Origin of the sequence: Thalassolituus alkanivorans (assembly GCF_020447205.1) — a bacterium.
In the GTDB taxonomy this organism is placed as follows: domain Bacteria; phylum Pseudomonadota; class Gammaproteobacteria; order Pseudomonadales; family Oceanobacteraceae; genus Venatoribacter; species Venatoribacter alkanivorans.
Genome location: NZ_JAJAEL010000027.1, coordinates 24800 through 41090, shown reverse-complemented (window position 1 = coordinate 41090; position 16291 = coordinate 24800). Strand labels below are relative to the sequence as shown.

Here is a 16291-nt window from a genome sequence, read left to right as displayed (position 1 = left end):
ACCCTGAGATTCCTTTCGTTAATGGTCAGCGGATATCTGAGCATCATAAGGCATAACCCTAGCCTTACCCGCATCCGGATTGACCAGAATTCCCGCCGTTAGTGCCAACAGCAATAAACGCCAGACCTCGGTTTCAACCAGCAATCTGTGCATATTGATCATTGCTCTGTTATTCCGGGTTTGCCATCATGCCCGCCATACTGAACCGATGAGATCTTCCCTATGTATCAGGACATTACCTACAGTCTGGAAAACGGCATTGCCGTGATTACTCTGAACCGCCCGAAGGTACTGAACGCCATCCGCGTACAGACTTACAAAGATGTTATCGCCGCCCTGCTCGACAGCGATGCCAACGATGAGGTTAAAGTCATCGTGATGACCGGTGCCGAAGGCCGTTTTACCGCCGGTAACGATCTGGCCGACCTGCTGCCAGGCGGCGATCTGCCTGCCGTTCAGGAAGGTGTCGCCGGCATTTTTGATGCCTTCGCCGGTCTGCAAAAGCCCCTGATTATGGCGCAGGAAGGTGTGGCCATCGGTATTGGCGCCAACATGCTGCTGCATGCCGATATCGCTTACGCCGGTAACAGCATCCGTTACAGCCTGCCATTTGCCAAAATCGGTGTAACGTCTGAAGGAGCCTGCTCGGTACTGCTGTCTGAAGCCATTGGTCCTAAGCGTGCGGCAGAACTGCTGTACACCGGCCGTTTCTTCACCGCCGCCGAAGCCGAAAAATGGGGCCTGTTAACCGCCGCTGTGGAAGACGGTAAAGCACTGGAAACAGCGATGGCCACCGCCAACGAATTACTGAAAAACTCTCAGAATTCTATCCGCGCCATTAAAAAACTGGGTCGCGCCGAAGGCCACCGTGAGCGTGTTAATAAAGCCGTTAAACTGGAGATGGAATTATTCTCCGGCCTTCTCGGCACGCCAGAAACTCAGGCGCGTATTAATCACGTGCTGAAAGGCGGTAAATAAGTTCAGTACTTTTAAAGCACCGCTGAATAAATAATTCAGCGGTGTTTTAGGGCCTGTTTAAGACGTTCAATAAAAAACCGCCGGTTGCGAACAACCGGCGGTTTTTTATTTTAAGCTCCGGTTTAAGCGCAGCACAGGATCTGAATAAAGCGCCGTCCTGACCGCGATCAGGATATTGATTTTCCTGGCATCAGAATCCAGATAAGTACCATAATCGGCAGGTTTTTAACCACCGGCGCAAACGGATGCCACCAGAACTCAGGAGCAATAACCGACAGCAGTACGCTATAAACCGCAATAGTGATCAGCTGTATCTGAAAACACAGACGTTGCGCCCAGGGCAGTAACAGCCATAGTCCTAAAAGCGCATCTACAATACTGCCACCATAGAGCAGCCAGGGAGCCAGAGCATCGGCTACGCCACCCTGCTGTAAGATCACCAGACCAATATCCTGCGCCGTCGCGACCGACACCAGCGCCGTAATAAGCCAAAGCAGGCTCAGCGTCCAGCGACCGAACGTTTGCTGTAATGCCGTCATATTACCGCCAGAGGCTTGGCCACCATCAACAAGAAAAGCACCAGCATTGCAGCGAATGCCGGTATTCCCAATACAATCCAGAGTCGCATCAGACGTTTAAAGCGTGCGCTTAAAAAACCATTTTCCATACAGGCTTCGCGGTGTAACTGATACTGAATCCAGACCACCGGCAGCCAGCAGCAACCAATCAATATAAACAGCGCAGCGACCGTCAGAAACCACGGCGAGGTAAAACTGACATTCAGCAGAGACATCAACCACACACCGGAGATCAGCTGCACTAAAACCGCCGGAGCGGTAAACAACCAATCCGCCAGAATAACGATCCTGCTGACATTACGGATTGTTTCCTGACTGCGGCTGAGAACCGCCATTAACATAAAAAAAGCAATGCCACTGCCGGTGCCCATTAATACGACCGCCGAGAGAATGTGCAGCGTTTTCAGCAGAAAATAATCAGTCACCCTGCTCCTCCCTGATCACCAGCCCTAAGCTCTGTGCATAAGGATAAAACTCCGCCAGCGAAAATTCACCGCTGCAGGCTCTGGCACCGGGATTCACCTGCCCTGCCAGCAATTGTCTGGCGATGATGATGGTCGACAATGTGGGGATAAAAGGGCCAATACCATCATAAGCCTCCAGACGCCAACAAAGCCTGCTGGCTGCACACTGCGTATTCAGTCCGGCGATATCAATCTGCATCGCACCATCAGCGCTGCCCAGTTTACTGAACCAATGGCTCATCCGATAAATCAGAGCCGTTGCCGGTGCCCAGTTTTTAATCAGGCGCAGACGCGCCAGTGAAGCCATCGCCAGCATCGAAAAATGCAGAAACGTCAGCTCAAGACTGGCCTGAAAACGTACCCGCTCAGTAACCGCAAACTGCGCCGGGAACAGTTCCAGATCGGGCACATCCACATTCGCCAGCCAACGCCATCCCAACCCTGGGCCAAAATATTTACGCCGGGAATTCATCCAGCCATACACCGTACGTACACGTCCCTGTTCAAACACAGAGAAAGGACGGCCGGTGTACGACAAAATGCCACGCAGCGTTGCTTCACCGCGTTCAGCCTGATTACCCGGTGCGATAGCAATATCAATGCTGTCGATCTGCCGGAAGTCTGATTGATAATGTTCAATAACCGCCGACGACAACCCCGGTACCGAGCTGGCACCACTGATGATCTGCACTCCGGCATCTTCAGCCTGTTTATTAAGTAAGGTTATATCGCAGACAAAACGACGGTCATCGGCAAGATCCAGATAATGCGCACCAACAGCAATACAGGCTTCGGCAACACGATAATTCTGCCCCTGAAAAGGCCCACCGGTATGAATAACCAGAAACGGCGTTAAATCCTGCAGCTGTGCGCGGAAATCGGCCGCGTTGATATCCAGCACAACGGCCTGTAATTCTGCTTTGGCTGACGGCTGCAACTGAGCAACCAGGGCACGGGCTTTATCAGAATGACGCCCACTGCACAGTAAACGGATACCGCTGTCCTGCGCCAGAGTCTCACAAATGCGCTTACCGAAGTTTCCATAACCGCCCAATACAACGACTGTTTTCATCCTGATGACTGGTGCCTCGCTCCTGGTTTCTGATAGCAGACGCAGTATAACGGAGTGCCGGAGCGGGTAACCATGCTGTACTACACACTCTCCGCTGTTTTTCCCCGTTGTGTGCAGTGGTAAATCTGCAGATACCCAGCCATCTCCGCTAATCACTCTTTCTGGCATTGATTGAACCCGGCAACCTCAGTACCCTCACCTTCAATACCCTTACCTTCAATAACCCAGTGATAAGGCAGGGATAGCGGTATCAGAAACCGCTTTAAATATTCAGGATTTTTTCTGCCGGGCGTAAAAAGAACACGGGATTCAAGGAGCATTATGAGAAAAATACGCACGATACTGACAGTCATGATCATCGCATTTATGTTTGCACCACTCTCTCAATGCACGAGGACGATCGTACTGACACCCAATGGCGGAGGTGAGGGGGTCAACGAACTGAGCCGCGAAAGGGTGACAGAAACCTACGTTGTCTACGATAAAATTATGTCGCAGATTTCGACCGATCTCATTGAAGCATTCCTGTTAATTACTACCTTTTTTGCACCGCTGTTCATTAACCTGCTCAACCCCGAGTCTTACCGGATGAAGCTGTTGAACAACATTGCACAGTTAGCAGCAGGTGGATGGTTACTTTATTTCAGTGTTGTCGTTGTTTTTTTATTGGGCGATGCCCTGCTCTTTGGTTATCTGTTCTGCACGATCGTCGCCAGCCTGAATCTTGTAAACCTTTATGCCCTGTTCAGTCTCATTAAAAACCGCACAACACAGTAGCACAGTGCCGATATTCCGCCTCACTGAACAAGGGCACCTTGATCTGAACTTTTTCAGTAAGCCGGAGCCGGCGCTGAATTATTAAGAGGTGCCTAGGGCCTGTCGACACTAATTAAACAGGCCTGTTATTGGCTAAAAATATCTCAAACAAGGCGCTGAGAGTGTGGCCTAACGGGTTAAGCGAACGAACAGCAACGCAGGATGAGGGATTTTTAGCCATAACCCTTCGGGCTGTGGCCAGTTTTCCTCATTAACTTCGTCGTTCGTCATTCATTTAGCCCGCTAATATCACTCCTCTCTCCTTGTTCTGAGAAAAGCTGGCTCTCAGCAGGCCGGATTTACTTAGTGTCGACAGGCCCTAGGATAACCCGTTTTAACGCTGGCGGTTAAACTTCCGCTGAGCCGTGCAAAAGCGCCGGTTAAATAACCCGCGCTTTTATTTTTACCGCACCAGGGCCTGTTAACACTAATTAAACAGGCCCTAAACCCACTGTTTTTCGCCCGGCTTACTCCAAACGATCGCGCTGCTTCAGTCGCTGCCGGTACTGCCCGGGGGTAAGGCCCACCACCTGTTTAAAATCATGAATAAAATGTGCCTGATCGAAATAGCCGGCGTTATAAGCCGTTCCCGTCAGATCGGCTGGCGCTGTTTTCAGTAATTCCCGTGCGTGCTGAACGCGACGGATACGGGCCAGCTGTTTCGGTGTCAGACCGACCCATTGCCGGAATAATCGCTCAACCTGACGCTCTCCCAGTGCCATGCGCCGGGCCAGGTCGGCGGTAGAAAACTGCCCGCTGTCTGGCAATGAAGGCAACAACGCCACCAGAGGATTTTTTGCCTGAATCTGCACATCCAGCTGGCGCAGCAGCCAGAGTTCAATCTGTTGCAAACGTTCATTGACCGCATCCACTTCCCATACCTGCTGCCAGCTTGCTTCCAAAGGCAGATCCGTAACCGGTAACAGACAACCATTCAGCTCGGCCAGCGGCAGCTGAAAAAATGCATGTGCCGCACCAGGATAAAAGCGCACGCCAATAGCATCGACCTGACCGCTCAGTGTCAAGGTGCCCGTACGTTGCGCAGGACCAATTAACAAACAGGGGCTGAGATAAGGCTGGCCATTGAAAATCAGCGGATCGGCAAAATTAAACACCACACCCGAACCTCCTTCAGGGTGCAGAAATTCATCGGCCAGTGCCGACTGCCCCACATGACAGCGGATATGCCAATAACACTGTACCAGCGGCTGTAATGCCGTTGTTGGCCGGAAAAACCGGAATCCAAGATGAGTAAGATGCTGTGTCATTGCCATACCCGTGCAGCGGTTCTGCCGCTGCATTGCAGACGGCGGTTATCGACAGTCTAACAAACCTCCCAAGCGCCTCACAGCACCGTAAAAGCCTTGCGCATGTCGTATTTTTACAATTTCTGCCGGGAGCTGGCCGTTACTCTGCACAGGTATTTCAACCTCATCACGATTAACCAAACGCAATAAGGAGAGCCTTATGACTCAGCGTCTTAACTACTATCAGGCGGCCCCCGCCGCCATGAAGCCCTTAATGGCCGGTGAGCAATATCTGAAAGAATGCGGACTGGAAAAATCGCTGCTGGAACTGGTGAAACTGCGGGTTTCGCAGCTGAACGGCTGTGCCTATTGTCTGGATATGCACAGTAAAGATGCCCGCGCAGCCGGCGAGAGCGAACAGCGTCTTTACACGCTCAGCGCCTGGCGTGAAGCCCCCTTTTTCAGTCCGCGCGAACAGGCGGCACTGGCCTGGGCAGAAGCCCTGACGCTGTTGTCTCAACAGCATCCGGCAGAGCAGCTTCTGGATGATGTGCGTCAGTCCTTTACCGATGCCGAGCTTACCAGCCTGACGCTGGCCATCTGCAATATCAACAGCTGGAACCGCTTTGCCGTGGGATTTGGTGCTGATGTGGGCTCTTACCAGCCGGGTGACTTTGACTGAGGCTGCCAGCTCAGAGCGCTGATCGCCTATCCGGGCTGGCCATTCAGGGCCAGCTCATCGCCGGCTTCCGGCTGGGTCGGTTGCTGCGCCAGCGGAGCCAGCCGCAGTGACTGCATCGTCGTCGCTGAATTCCGGCAACGTCAGTATACGGAGCAACAGACCTCCCCAGCAGAATCCTTTACTCAGGTCACACAAGGAGCCTCTGTCCGCACCAGTAATGCGGGGTCTGAACAACGGGGACTGAACAACAGCCGCTTATTACCGGAAATACCAGGGCCTGTTAACTCTAAGTAAATCCGGCCTGTTTAATTAGTGTTAACAGGCCCCAGGCTTTAATCTGAATGGGTGCTGAATACGGACATTTATCAGCAATCATTACTCCTTTAAGAGGTTATATTCGATGCCTGCTCTGTCTTCCGTTCCTGAACATTCTTTTCTTGCCAGCTGCCAGACTTCCGGAGCCTTTACCGATTGCTACACCATCACAGTGCCTGGAAATTTGGGTTTAGCTGAATTTATAGAAGCCTTTTATACGACGCGGCTGTTTAAAACCGAACGCTGGCTGCTGGCTAAAATATTGGCTTGCCCATCCAGTGACAGCCAGGTGCGGGATCTGGCCTATAGTGCAGCCAAGCGCTTTTCAGCATGGCGCGTGGAACAGAGATCGGATCGTGAAATTTTGCTGGCCTTTGGTCAGACGCGCTCATGGCTTTATATTGAACCCTCTGCTGAGATATTAAAGAACGGAGAGGCACCTGCAACCCGCTTATACTTTGGCTCTGCAGTATTCCCGGCACGCGCCGGAGGGAAATTTGGTTTTCTGTTTCATGCACTGGGAGGCTTTCATCATCTATATTCCAGATGCTTACTGGCTGCAGCAGCCAAACGGCTAACAGTCACCGGGAGCCATTCCTGCTGATTCTTGATAAACACGTTTCTCTCGCCGGCACGGAGCTATCCCCGCTCGTAAAAAACCGCATTCCGTTTCCGGTATGCGGTTTCTTTTTTATCGTGGTTGGCAAGTAAAGCCGCGGGCGGGTGTAAAAACCTCAGGCAGCAATCACCTGTTCCAGCTTTTCCAGCAATAAGGTTTTTTGTTCTACCGCAATAAAGCTGGCCTGAATGCTGTTGGCGGCCAGTTGTGCTGCCTGACCGCGGGTCATACCCAGATGATCAGCCAGAGCCTGATAATTGGCGAGCAGATAACCACCAAAAAATGCCGGATCATCGGCATTAACGGTAACGCAAAGACCACGTTGCAGTAATTGCAGAATCGGGTGCTCGCTCATGTGCTGATACACCTTTAAGCGGGTATTCGACAACGGGCAAACGGTTAATGGAATCCCTTCGGCTGCAAGGCGTGTCATCATCGCTTCGCTGTCTGTGCAGCGCACCCCATGGTCAATACGCTCTACATTTAATACGTCGAGAGCACCTTCGATATAGGCAATCGGGCCTTCTTCACCGGCGTGGGCCACACGATGCAAACCGAGCTCAGCGGCGGCGGCAAACACCTTGGCAAATTTCTCCGGCGGGTTACCCAGTTCGGAAGAGTCGAGCCCGACACCAATAAATAAATGCAGATAAGGGATGGCCTGCTCAAGAGTGACAAAAGCCGCTTCTTCGCTCAGGTGACGCAGAAAACACAGAATCAGGCCGCTGCTGATGCCAAGTTGCTCCTGGCCATCCGCCAACGCGCGGCTGATGCCGTCCAGCACGGTTTCCATGGCAATGCCGCGCTCGGTATGTGTCTGCGGGTCAAAGAAGGGTTCTATATGCACCACGCCCTCGTCATGGCAGCGTTGCAGATAAGCCCAGGTTAAATCGTAAAAATCCTGCTCGGTACGCAGCACGTCAGCACATTGGTAGTAAATATCGAGAAAGGACTGCAGATTGGTAAAGTTGTATGCCTGGCGGATCTGATCCACATCCTGATACGGCAGTTGAATGCCATTACGGGCAGCCAGCTCAAACATCAGTTCCGGCTCCAGCGAACCTTCCAGATGCAGGTGCAGTTCGGTTTTTGGCAAGGCCCGTAAAAAGGCTTCGTCGGCCAGCTCAGCGGCTGCCCGTGTATTCTGCAGGATGTGTTCAAATCCGCTCATGTTGATCTCCTTGATTAGCCTTTGTTCTGGGTACGATAGGCATAGGTGGCAGCAAAGCGCGATAAAATCCACTCGCCACTGGTAATTAAAGGATAGCGTGCATCACGCTCGGCGGTAATACAGCTGGGAATACAGCTTACCGGTGTGTCGTAACGAGGTTCGACAAAGAACGGCATGGAATAACGATGCACACCGGGGGCCAGATTGCGTACACGATGCTCGGTGGAGCGGTAGTAATCGTTGGTCCAGCGCTGCATTAAATCACCGATATTCACCACCAGCGCATCTTTAACCGGCGGCGCCGCAACCCATTCATCGCGGGCGTTACGTACCTCCAGACCACCGACATCATCCTGCAACAGCAGGGTCAGGCAGCCGTAATCGGTATGCGCGCCAGCGGCCTTGGCATCGGCATCCACCACCTGATCGGCCGGACGTGGCGGGTAATGGATCATGCGCAGCACGGAAATATGTTGATCATCAAAATACTGATTAAAAAAGTCATCGGGTAACTGCAGTGCAATCGCCATGGCTTTTAACAGGCGACGGGCAACGCTCATCAGCAATCCGTAATGCTGATTCATCTGCTGCTGAAAACCGGGCAATACACCGTATTGATTCGGGCCGTAAAGCTGTGGACATGCCTTTACAACCGGATGCTCAGGATGGATATCGAGCGCCATATCGAAGGTTTCTTTCCAGTCGCTTGGCTTGCCCGGGTCCAGCTGTTCAGCACCGGCACTGCCCCAACCACGGTGGTTGCTGCTGTTGGCAATCAGTATCTGCTGTTTGAGCTCTTCCGGCTGGGCAAAAAATGTTTTTGCCAGGGCAAACATACTCTCAAGCTGGGCTGAGGAAATACCGTGTCCCTGAAGATAGAAAAACCCGATCTCACGGCAGGCCTGATCGATTTTGTCCACGACCGGTCGCCAGTCTTCACGGTTGTCACTGAACAGTGGGGAAATATCAATGAGGGGAACATTATTCATCGTCATAGTTCGTGCCTTTTTTATTAAAAATAAGCACCTGGCGGCCAACAAGAGTCTTGCGAACATCCGTACCCGGCAGGTGTCTTTTTACGCTGTGGATAGTTATCTGGCGCAAAAAGAAGTCCGGTATTCACTCTTACCAAGAGGGTATTTTGGAACCGCGTTTATGCTGCGATGCCTTGCGGCACAACCGATAAAGGCGTTTCCCTTCTTACCAAGAGAATGGCGTCTTGGGCTCTTATGGTCTGGCTTCCATGCAGGCAGAGCGGCCGTAGCCGCCCTGCCGGAACAATGACACGCAGGTCAGTATTATTTCGGGATAGTAGCGTCAATGCCTTCGATAAACCAGTTTACACCGGCCAGTTCTTCGTCGGTCAGGGTGTGGCCGGCTTCGATCACCAGCTTACCTTCATTGCTCTTCATCGGGCCGGTAAATGGCTTCAGCTTACCGGATTTGATGTCATCATGCGCTTTTGTCACCGCGGTTTTTACATCAGCGGGCAGGTTGTCATTAACAGAGGCAACCACCAGCATGTCTTCAGCAAAACCACCCCAGAAATCTTCCGGTTTCCAGGTGCCATCCATAATTTCCTGAATGGTTTTGATGTAATGCGGAGCCCAGTCATCACGGATAGAGAACATGTGTGCATTCGGTGCAAACTTGCTCATATCAGATGCCTGACCAATGGCTTTTACGCCACGCTTTTCAGCGGCCATCAATGGTGCTGGTGAGTCGGTATGCTGAATCAGCACGTCAACGCCCTGATCAATCAGAGCATTGGCGGCTTCGCTTTCTTTAACCGGGTCATACCAGGTGCTTACCCACATGATTTTGATTTTTACATCCGGATTAACGGATTTAGCCGCCATATATACGGAGTTGATATCGCGGATAACTTCCGGAATCGGGAAAGAAGCAATGTAACCAATGGTGTTGGTTTTGGTCATCATGCCGGCAGCGATACCGGAAACATAGCGACCTTCATAAGTACGCAGTACATAGGTAGAGAGGTTTTTGGCGCGCTTGTAACCGGTTGCGTGCTCAAAGAATACTTTTGGAAAACGCTTGGCGACTTTTTCAGTCGGGTTCATAAAACCGAAGGAGGTGGTGAAAATCAGATCATGACCGCTCTGCGCCATCTGACGGATCACACGCTCGGCATCAGCGCCTTCAGGTACTTTCTCAACAAAGGTGGTTTCGATTTTGTCGCCGAAGAATTTCTGCGCTTCCATACGACCACGGTCATGCTCATAAGACCAGCCATAATCACCCACCGGGCCAACGTACACGAAGCCAACTTTCATCGGATCTTCGGCCATTGCGCCAGTGCTCAGACCCAGCGCCAGAGCCGCAGACGTTACCCAGCGTTGCCAGTTCTTGTGTTTCTTCATCATGGTTTTGCTCCAAAGGTAGTACCTGCATGCAGGCTGTTAAAAACAGATTCATTGCCAATTTAGCAATAACTTGGCCAACTGGTCAGGAATAACAGAAATATGAATAAAACCGCCACATTATGCCAGAGTTGCAGGGCAAGATTGGCCCATAAAGATGGAAACCAGCAAAAATCCGCACTAAAAAACAGCCGTGATGCACCGTCTGCGCACCAAGACGGATCATGCAGATACAAAAACGGGGAAGCCGTTAGCGGCTTCCCCGTCAGAACCCGAACGCAGATGCGCTCAGTGGTTGGTCAGTGGTTCCTGCCCCGCTTTATCCGGGAAGGAATAACGCAACACGCGTTTAACCACCGTCAGGTACTGATGAGCAAACGAGCCGGTGTTATAAGGAATGCCATGCGTCTTACACACCTGCTCTACCTTTTGCGCCATCGCAGGATAATGACGTGCCGGAATATCCGGAAACAGATGATGTTCAATCTGACAGCTTAAATGGCCGGTCAGAATATGAAACCAGCGCGCACCTTCAAGGTTGGACGAACCCAGAATCTGGCGGTAGTACCATTGACCGCGGGTTTCGTTTTTACATTCCTCTTCACTGAAGGTTTGCGCGTCTTCAGTAAAATGTCCGCAAAAAATAATGGTCGAGGTCCACAGATTGCGGATCAGGTTTGCACACAGGTTGCCCAGCAATACCGACCAGAAAACCGGAAAGCACAACAACGGCCAGAAAATATAATCTTTAAAAACCTGCTTGCCGATTTTGCTGAAAAAAGCCGATTTTAATTCACTGCGGCTGATCGGCAGATGACTCTCTTTACGCCGTTTGCCAAAGAAAATACGTTCGGCAGCTAACTCGTGATACGCCACGCCCCATTGAAATAACAGGCTCAGATTCAGGTAAGTAAAAAACTGCCAGAGGTTTTTCTTTCGCCATGGAATATCGTCACTCAGGCGCAGCAGACCATAACCGTAGTCACGGTCTTTACCGATAATATTGGTATAGGTGTGGTGCTCGTGGTTGTGATAACGCTTCCAGGAATCACCATCGCCGACAATATCCCACTCAAAATTGCGCGAATTAATGTGCGGGTCATTCATCCAGTCATACTGGCCGTGCATCACGTTATGACCAATTTCCATATTGTCGAGAATTTTAGCCAGCGCCAGCATAAGAACCCCGGCAACCCAGAATAACGGGTGTATAAAACCGAGCACAATCACCAGCCGGGAGCTTAAATCCAGCCCCCGCTGAAAACGGATAACACGACGAATATAATCGGCATCGGCCTGGCCGACTTTGCTCAGGGTTTCATCGCGGATGGCATTAATTTCCTGTTCAAAACTTAACAGGGTTTCTGCTGATGGAATACTTGTTGTCATTATTGGCCTCACAAATCCAGAATCAGGTCGCTGGCGGCAACCGAGATGCACAGCTGAATATCTTCGCTGCCGGTATCGGAATAGGTACCGGTTTTGGTGTTAAACACCACCCCGCTTTCCTTTTTGCAGATGCACTGATGGCAGACGCCAATACGGCAACCACTGACGGGTTTAAGTCCGGCCTGTTCTGCGACATCAAGGAGTGTCTGTGCCGGTTCAGCGGCAACGTCGGCATTAATTGCCGAACGTTTAAAGGCCACCAGCGTGTCACTGGCATTGGCACGCTGCATATCAATGGGTGCCGCACCAAAATATTCAAAACGGATCTGCGCCGGATCAACCGCAAGCTCACTCAGTACGGCACGCGCGGCCTGAATCATCGGCGTCGGGCCACAAATCATAATGTCGCGGGCGGAGAAGTCCGGGCAATATTCACGGATATGCTCTGCACTGATAAAACCATGATCTTCGTTGTTCAGCAGTATCAGACTGAACTGCGGCATATCCAGCAGCAGACGGTCGAATTCTTCACGGAACAGAAAGTGCTGTGCATGGCGGGCAAAATACAGCAACTGCACCGGGCGCGCAGAGCCCTGACGCTGCAGTTGCTGCAACAGCGAACGGAAAGGTGTGATGCCACTGCCACCGGCAATCAGCAGCAAGGGAGCACTGCCCTCGCTCGCAATAAAATCCCCCTGTGCCGCTGACAGAGTTACCAGTCCACCACCGGCAAAATGCTGGCGTAACCAGGGCGTTATACGTCCCTGATCCTGTACGCGGATGGTCAGTTCAATCAGTCCGGTACGGGCAAAATAGGCGGGAGAGGATGAAATGCTGAAGATCCGGCTGACCCGGCGGCCATCCTGTTCTGCGCTGATTTCAACGTATTGTCCGGCCTGAAAACCCGCCCAGCCTTTAGCCGGACGCAGCACCAGTGAATACACATCCTCGAGCTCCGTACGTACTTCGAGTACGCGGGCACGCCAGCCAGCGGTACTCCAGTGAGGCAGAAAAAGCTGGATCAGCGGTTCAAAATAAGCAGAAAAATGGTCGTGCTGGGTCAGGCTGGATGCCAGCCAGCGGCGCAGCCCCACACCTGTTGCTGCAGCAAGCGGAGCTGGCCCGGAGGAGCGCGGTGAGAGCGCCGGGTCGGTCATGGTCGTCATAATGCACCTGATTCAATGTGGACACATCTGCGTGTGTTTGGTTATCAGCGCGTGTTTTAACGACTCATCCGACTAAAGTCCAACAGCGAAAATCCAGCACAAAGTCAGCTCTTTTTCAGCAGATTCAATACACACAAGCCGAGTAAGTGCTCCCTAACCCACAATCAGCCATCAGGCTTAGCCGCGCTTGCAGGACTGACTTTCAGCTCAGAGAAAACACACCGACTCTTTAAGAATTGATGAACCAAAGGAATTAATATTATGAAAATGGCCAGACAATCACGACCATAAAGAGGTAATCCGCACATCAGAATTACAGCGTTGCCTGCAATACCGGAGACGATGCTCTTTCTCCCTCAACAGTATCGCCCTGCAGCGCCTGCCCCTGACTGACCACGCGGTTCCGGCCGGAATGCTTGGCCAGATACAATCGCTGATCGGCCATGCTGTAGAGGTGAACAAAATCCTTTCCGTCATCACCGAGGGTAGCAACTCCGGCACTCAGCGTCGGTGTGACCGGCAGACCCGCGACCAGCGGATGCTGTTCCGCCAGGCCAGTACGTAAAACGTCGGCAACAGCATGTGCTTCTTCCCGCCCACTCCCGGGCAGCAGGATGCAGAATTCTTCGCCACCGAGGCGAAAGGCCGAATCCCGGCGACGGATATTCCGCTGAATATGAGACGCGACAGCCACCAGAACCTGATCGCCTGTGTCATGGCCGTAATGGTCGTTAATTTTCTTAAAATAATCGAGGTCGATCAGCAGCAGACTGAGCGGCTGTCGCTGGACTTCGGCCTGCTGACGCTCACGGTTAAAGATTTCAGTCAGACGCAGACGGTTATATAAACCGGTCAGAGCATCTCTGGATGCCAGCTTCAGCAGGATTCTTTGCGAACGTTCGCGGCTTAACTCATAAATATGAGAGAAGGCCCACAAGGCAGCGGCACACACCATCACATTCGCCAGTACAACCGTATTAATCACTTCCGGGTTACTGTGGAAGCGCCAGATATAAACGATGGCTGCCAGCGTCATAAAAAGGCAAGCCATAGCAAAGCCACGCCACAAACCGAGCAACAGATAAGAAACAATCGGAATCAGCAGTACCCAGACAAACATACCGTAGCTGATACGTGGGTCAGACAATGCAAACAGGATGATGGAGAAAAACGGGATCAGGTACAGAAAAGACCACAGCCGCAGGGCTTTCAAAGCATCGACATTACGCCATAACCACAACGAGGCGATGCTCATCGCCAGCTCAGCCCAGGCCAACCCGACCAGTCCGCGCTGAATATTAATAAGGAAGTACAGGATGCCAGCACCGCTGACCATTAACAGCAAAACCTTAAAAATCACACGCTGGTGAAGGGATTCCGGGGTAACCGCCATGATGTTTCCTGTCAGGGCCTGCCACCACGTAAGAAGAAGACGGGAACGGCAAGGCGATAAGGCATGACCAGACAACTGCAGAGCCACAGCTATTGGTAAATATACGCCACTGATATTGATATTAACGAGTAATACCTACCGAGACGATGGATCTTCTGTGAGTTTTGGTAACGCCTAAAGGCAACATGCCGTTGCAGAATGTTACAGCCTGCAGTATGCCCCTCCCTTTCCCCGGCAGCGGATAACAGCCATAAAAAAAGCGACCCGAAGGTCGCTTTTTCTGAACACTAACGTGTCAACATTTTCTAAGAGATCTTAGATGTTGTTGAACTGGTTAGAAGTGTTCTTAGCACCGCCTGCTTTCAGTGCGTAATCACCAGAGAAGTACTCTTTGTGATCATCACCGATGTCAGAACCGGACATGTTCTGGTGCTTAACGCAAGCGATACCCTGACGGATTTCCTTACGCTGTACGCCAGCAACATAACCCAGCATACCGGCTTCGCCGAAGTATTCTTTAGCCAGGTTATCCACAGACAGAGCAGTGGTGTGGTAAGTAGGCAGAGTGATCAGGTGATGGAAGATGTTCGCTTCACGTGAAGATTCAGCCTGGAAGTTCTGGATACGCTTGTCAGCTTCTGCAGCCAGCTCAGACGCATCGTAGTCAGCAGACATCAGCTTGCTACGGTCGTAAGCAGAAACGTCTTTGCCTTCAGCAACCCATGCATCATAGGTCTGCTGACGGAAGCTCAGAGTCCAGTTGAAAGATGGAGAGTTGTTGTAAACCAGTTTCGCATCTGGGTGAACTTTACGAACGTCGTTCATCATGTCACGGATTTCGTGAACAGTTGGGATCGCAGTTTCGATCCACAGCAGGTCAGCACCAGCGTTGATAGCGTGGATACAGTCGAATACGCAACGCTCATGGCCAGTACCTTCACGGAACTGGAACAGACCAGAAGCCAGACGCTTAGGACGAACCAGTTTGCCATCACGGCTGATCAGTACGTCACCAGCTTTGGTTTCTTCAGGAGTTACTTCTTCAACGTCCAGGAAGGAGTTGTAGATGTCGCCTTCGTCACCTGGCTCGTTCACAACAGCGATCTGCTTGGTCAGGCCAGCACCTTCGGAGTCGGTACGTGCAACGATGATACCGTCGTCAACACCCATTTCCAGGAAAGCGTAACGCAGAGCGCGGATTTTAGAGTGGAAGTCAGCGTGTGGAACAGTAACTTTACCGTCCTGGTGACCACACTGCTTCTCATCAGCAACCTGGTTTTCGATCTGCAGTGCACAAGCACCAGCTTCGATCATTTTCTTAGCCAGCAGGTAAGTGGCTTCTTCGTTACCGAAACCAGCGTCGATGTCAGCGATGATAGGTACGATGTGAGTTTCGTAGTTATCGATCTTAGCTTCAACTTCTTTGGCTTTAGCTTCGTCGCCAGCAGCGCGTGCAGCGTCCAGTTCACGGAACAGGCCACCCAGTTCACGTGCATCAGCCTGACGCAGGAACTTGTACAGTTCTTCGATCAGGTCAGCAACAACAGTCTTCTCGTGCATAGACTGGTCAGGCAGTGGACCGAAGTCAGAACGCAGAGCAGCAACCATCCAGCCAGACAGGTACAGGTATTTACGTTCGGTAGTACCGAAGTGCTTCTTGATGGAGATCAGTTTCTGCTGACCTACGAAACCGTGCCAGCAACCCAGAGACTGAGTGTATTTGGTTTTGTCTGCATCGAATGCAGCCATGTCACGACGCATGATAGCGGCAGTGTACTTAGCGATATCCAGACCGGTTTTGAATTTGTTCTGCAGACGCATACGGGCTACAGATTCTGGCTTGATAGCAGACCACTGAGCACCGTTCTGTTCGATCAGCGCCTGAGCGGTTTTGGTTTCAGCTTGGTATGACATGAATCAGTCCTTCAAGTTGGTGGGTGACGTTCGTCCTGACAGTCACAATGACTGCGGGCAATACGTTAAATGCAGGCGAATAGTAGTGATTTCATCCCCATAATTG

General features: G+C 51.6%; 16 protein-coding genes. 4 read left to right on the top strand and 12 right to left on the bottom strand.

Going from position 1 to position 16291, the window contains the following annotated elements; genetic code table 11:
• Positions 1-18: 18 nt before the first annotated feature.
• Entirely contained in the window at positions 19-162 is a 144-nt protein-coding gene (locus LGT44_RS09905) for a hypothetical protein (RefSeq protein WP_230330412.1), read from the bottom strand.
• 60 nt (positions 163-222) lie between these two features.
• Between LGT44_RS09905 and LGT44_RS09900 the strand changes: the two genes are divergently transcribed.
• Entirely contained in the window at positions 223-978 is a 756-nt protein-coding gene (locus LGT44_RS09900) for an enoyl-CoA hydratase/isomerase family protein (protein WP_230330411.1), read from the top strand.
• A 167-nt stretch (positions 979-1145) separates the two neighbouring features.
• Here the strand turns inward: LGT44_RS09900 and LGT44_RS09895 are convergent, their stop codons facing one another.
• From LGT44_RS09895 to LGT44_RS09885, 3 genes are read right to left on the bottom strand one after another with little or no spacing between them, the layout of a single operon-like run.
• Positions 1146-1517 carry a DoxX-like family protein gene (locus tag LGT44_RS09895; protein ID WP_230330410.1) on the bottom strand — a complete coding sequence of 124 codons (372 nt, stop codon included), beginning with the start codon at positions 1515-1517 and terminating at the stop codon, positions 1146-1148.
• The gene (locus LGT44_RS09890; protein ID WP_230330409.1) at positions 1514-1981 is read right to left on the bottom strand and encodes a DUF2269 family protein; all 468 of its coding nucleotides are present in this window, start codon (positions 1979-1981) and stop codon (positions 1514-1516) included. Before LGT44_RS09890 ends, LGT44_RS09895 begins: the two co-directional genes overlap by 4 nt.
• Entirely contained in the window at positions 1974-3092 is a 1119-nt protein-coding gene (locus tag LGT44_RS09885) for a saccharopine dehydrogenase NADP-binding domain-containing protein (protein WP_230330408.1), read from the bottom strand. The genes LGT44_RS09890 and LGT44_RS09885 overlap by 8 nt, the downstream gene beginning before the upstream one ends.
• 321 nt (positions 3093-3413) lie before the next feature.
• On the opposite strand from LGT44_RS09885, the gene LGT44_RS09880 reads away from it, so the two are divergent.
• Positions 3414-3869, top strand: coding sequence for a hypothetical protein (locus LGT44_RS09880; RefSeq protein WP_230330407.1), 456 nt, complete (start codon positions 3414-3416; stop codon positions 3867-3869).
• Positions 3870-4375: 506 nt separating this feature from the next.
• On the opposite strand, the gene LGT44_RS09875 is transcribed toward LGT44_RS09880, so the two are convergent.
• Positions 4376-5176 carry a helix-turn-helix domain-containing protein gene (locus tag LGT44_RS09875; protein ID WP_225690946.1) on the bottom strand — a complete coding sequence of 267 codons (801 nt, stop codon included), beginning with the start codon at positions 5174-5176 and terminating at the stop codon, positions 4376-4378.
• Positions 5177-5375: 199 nt separating this feature from the next.
• Here LGT44_RS09875 and LGT44_RS09870 point away from each other — a divergent pair, with 199 nt between their 5' ends.
• Positions 5376-5837: a carboxymuconolactone decarboxylase family protein gene (locus LGT44_RS09870; protein ID WP_230330406.1), complete on the top strand. Its 462-nt coding sequence runs from the start codon at positions 5376-5378 to the stop codon at positions 5835-5837.
• A gap of 400 nt (positions 5838-6237) precedes the next feature.
• A complete protein-coding gene (locus LGT44_RS09865) occupies positions 6238-6756 on the top strand; it encodes a hypothetical protein (protein WP_230330405.1) in 519 nt (172 codons plus the stop codon).
• 130 nt (positions 6757-6886) lie between these two features.
• Here LGT44_RS09865 and LGT44_RS09860 read toward each other — a convergent pair whose 3' ends face one another.
• The 7 genes from LGT44_RS09860 to LGT44_RS09830 all read right to left on the bottom strand — a co-directional run bounded on the left by LGT44_RS09860 (position 6887) and on the right by LGT44_RS09830 (position 16185).
• A complete protein-coding gene (locus tag LGT44_RS09860) occupies positions 6887-7942 on the bottom strand; it encodes an adenosine deaminase (protein ID WP_230330404.1) in 1056 nt (351 codons plus the stop codon).
• A gap of 14 nt (positions 7943-7956) precedes the next feature.
• On the bottom strand, positions 7957-8937 hold the full coding sequence (locus LGT44_RS09855; RefSeq protein WP_230330403.1) for an isopenicillin N synthase family dioxygenase: 981 nt from the start codon (positions 8935-8937) through the stop codon (positions 7957-7959).
• A gap of 303 nt (positions 8938-9240) precedes the next feature.
• Positions 9241-10323 carry a BMP family ABC transporter substrate-binding protein gene (locus tag LGT44_RS09850; protein WP_145470541.1) on the bottom strand — a complete coding sequence of 361 codons (1083 nt, stop codon included), beginning with the start codon at positions 10321-10323 and terminating at the stop codon, positions 9241-9243.
• Positions 10324-10611: 288 nt separating this feature from the next.
• A complete protein-coding gene (locus LGT44_RS09845) occupies positions 10612-11712 on the bottom strand; it encodes a fatty acid desaturase family protein (RefSeq protein ID WP_145470005.1) in 1101 nt (366 codons plus the stop codon).
• Positions 11713-11720: 8 nt separating this feature from the next.
• Positions 11721-12878 carry a ferredoxin reductase gene (locus LGT44_RS09840; protein WP_230330402.1) on the bottom strand — a complete coding sequence of 386 codons (1158 nt, stop codon included), beginning with the start codon at positions 12876-12878 and terminating at the stop codon, positions 11721-11723.
• 313 nt (positions 12879-13191) lie between these two features.
• A complete protein-coding gene (locus LGT44_RS09835; RefSeq protein ID WP_230330401.1) occupies positions 13192-14271 on the bottom strand; it encodes a GGDEF domain-containing protein in 1080 nt (359 codons plus the stop codon).
• A gap of 315 nt (positions 14272-14586) precedes the next feature.
• Positions 14587-16185 carry an isocitrate lyase gene (locus tag LGT44_RS09830; protein WP_145470002.1) on the bottom strand — a complete coding sequence of 533 codons (1599 nt, stop codon included), beginning with the start codon at positions 16183-16185 and terminating at the stop codon, positions 14587-14589.
• Between the last annotated feature and the right edge of the window lie 106 nt (positions 16186-16291).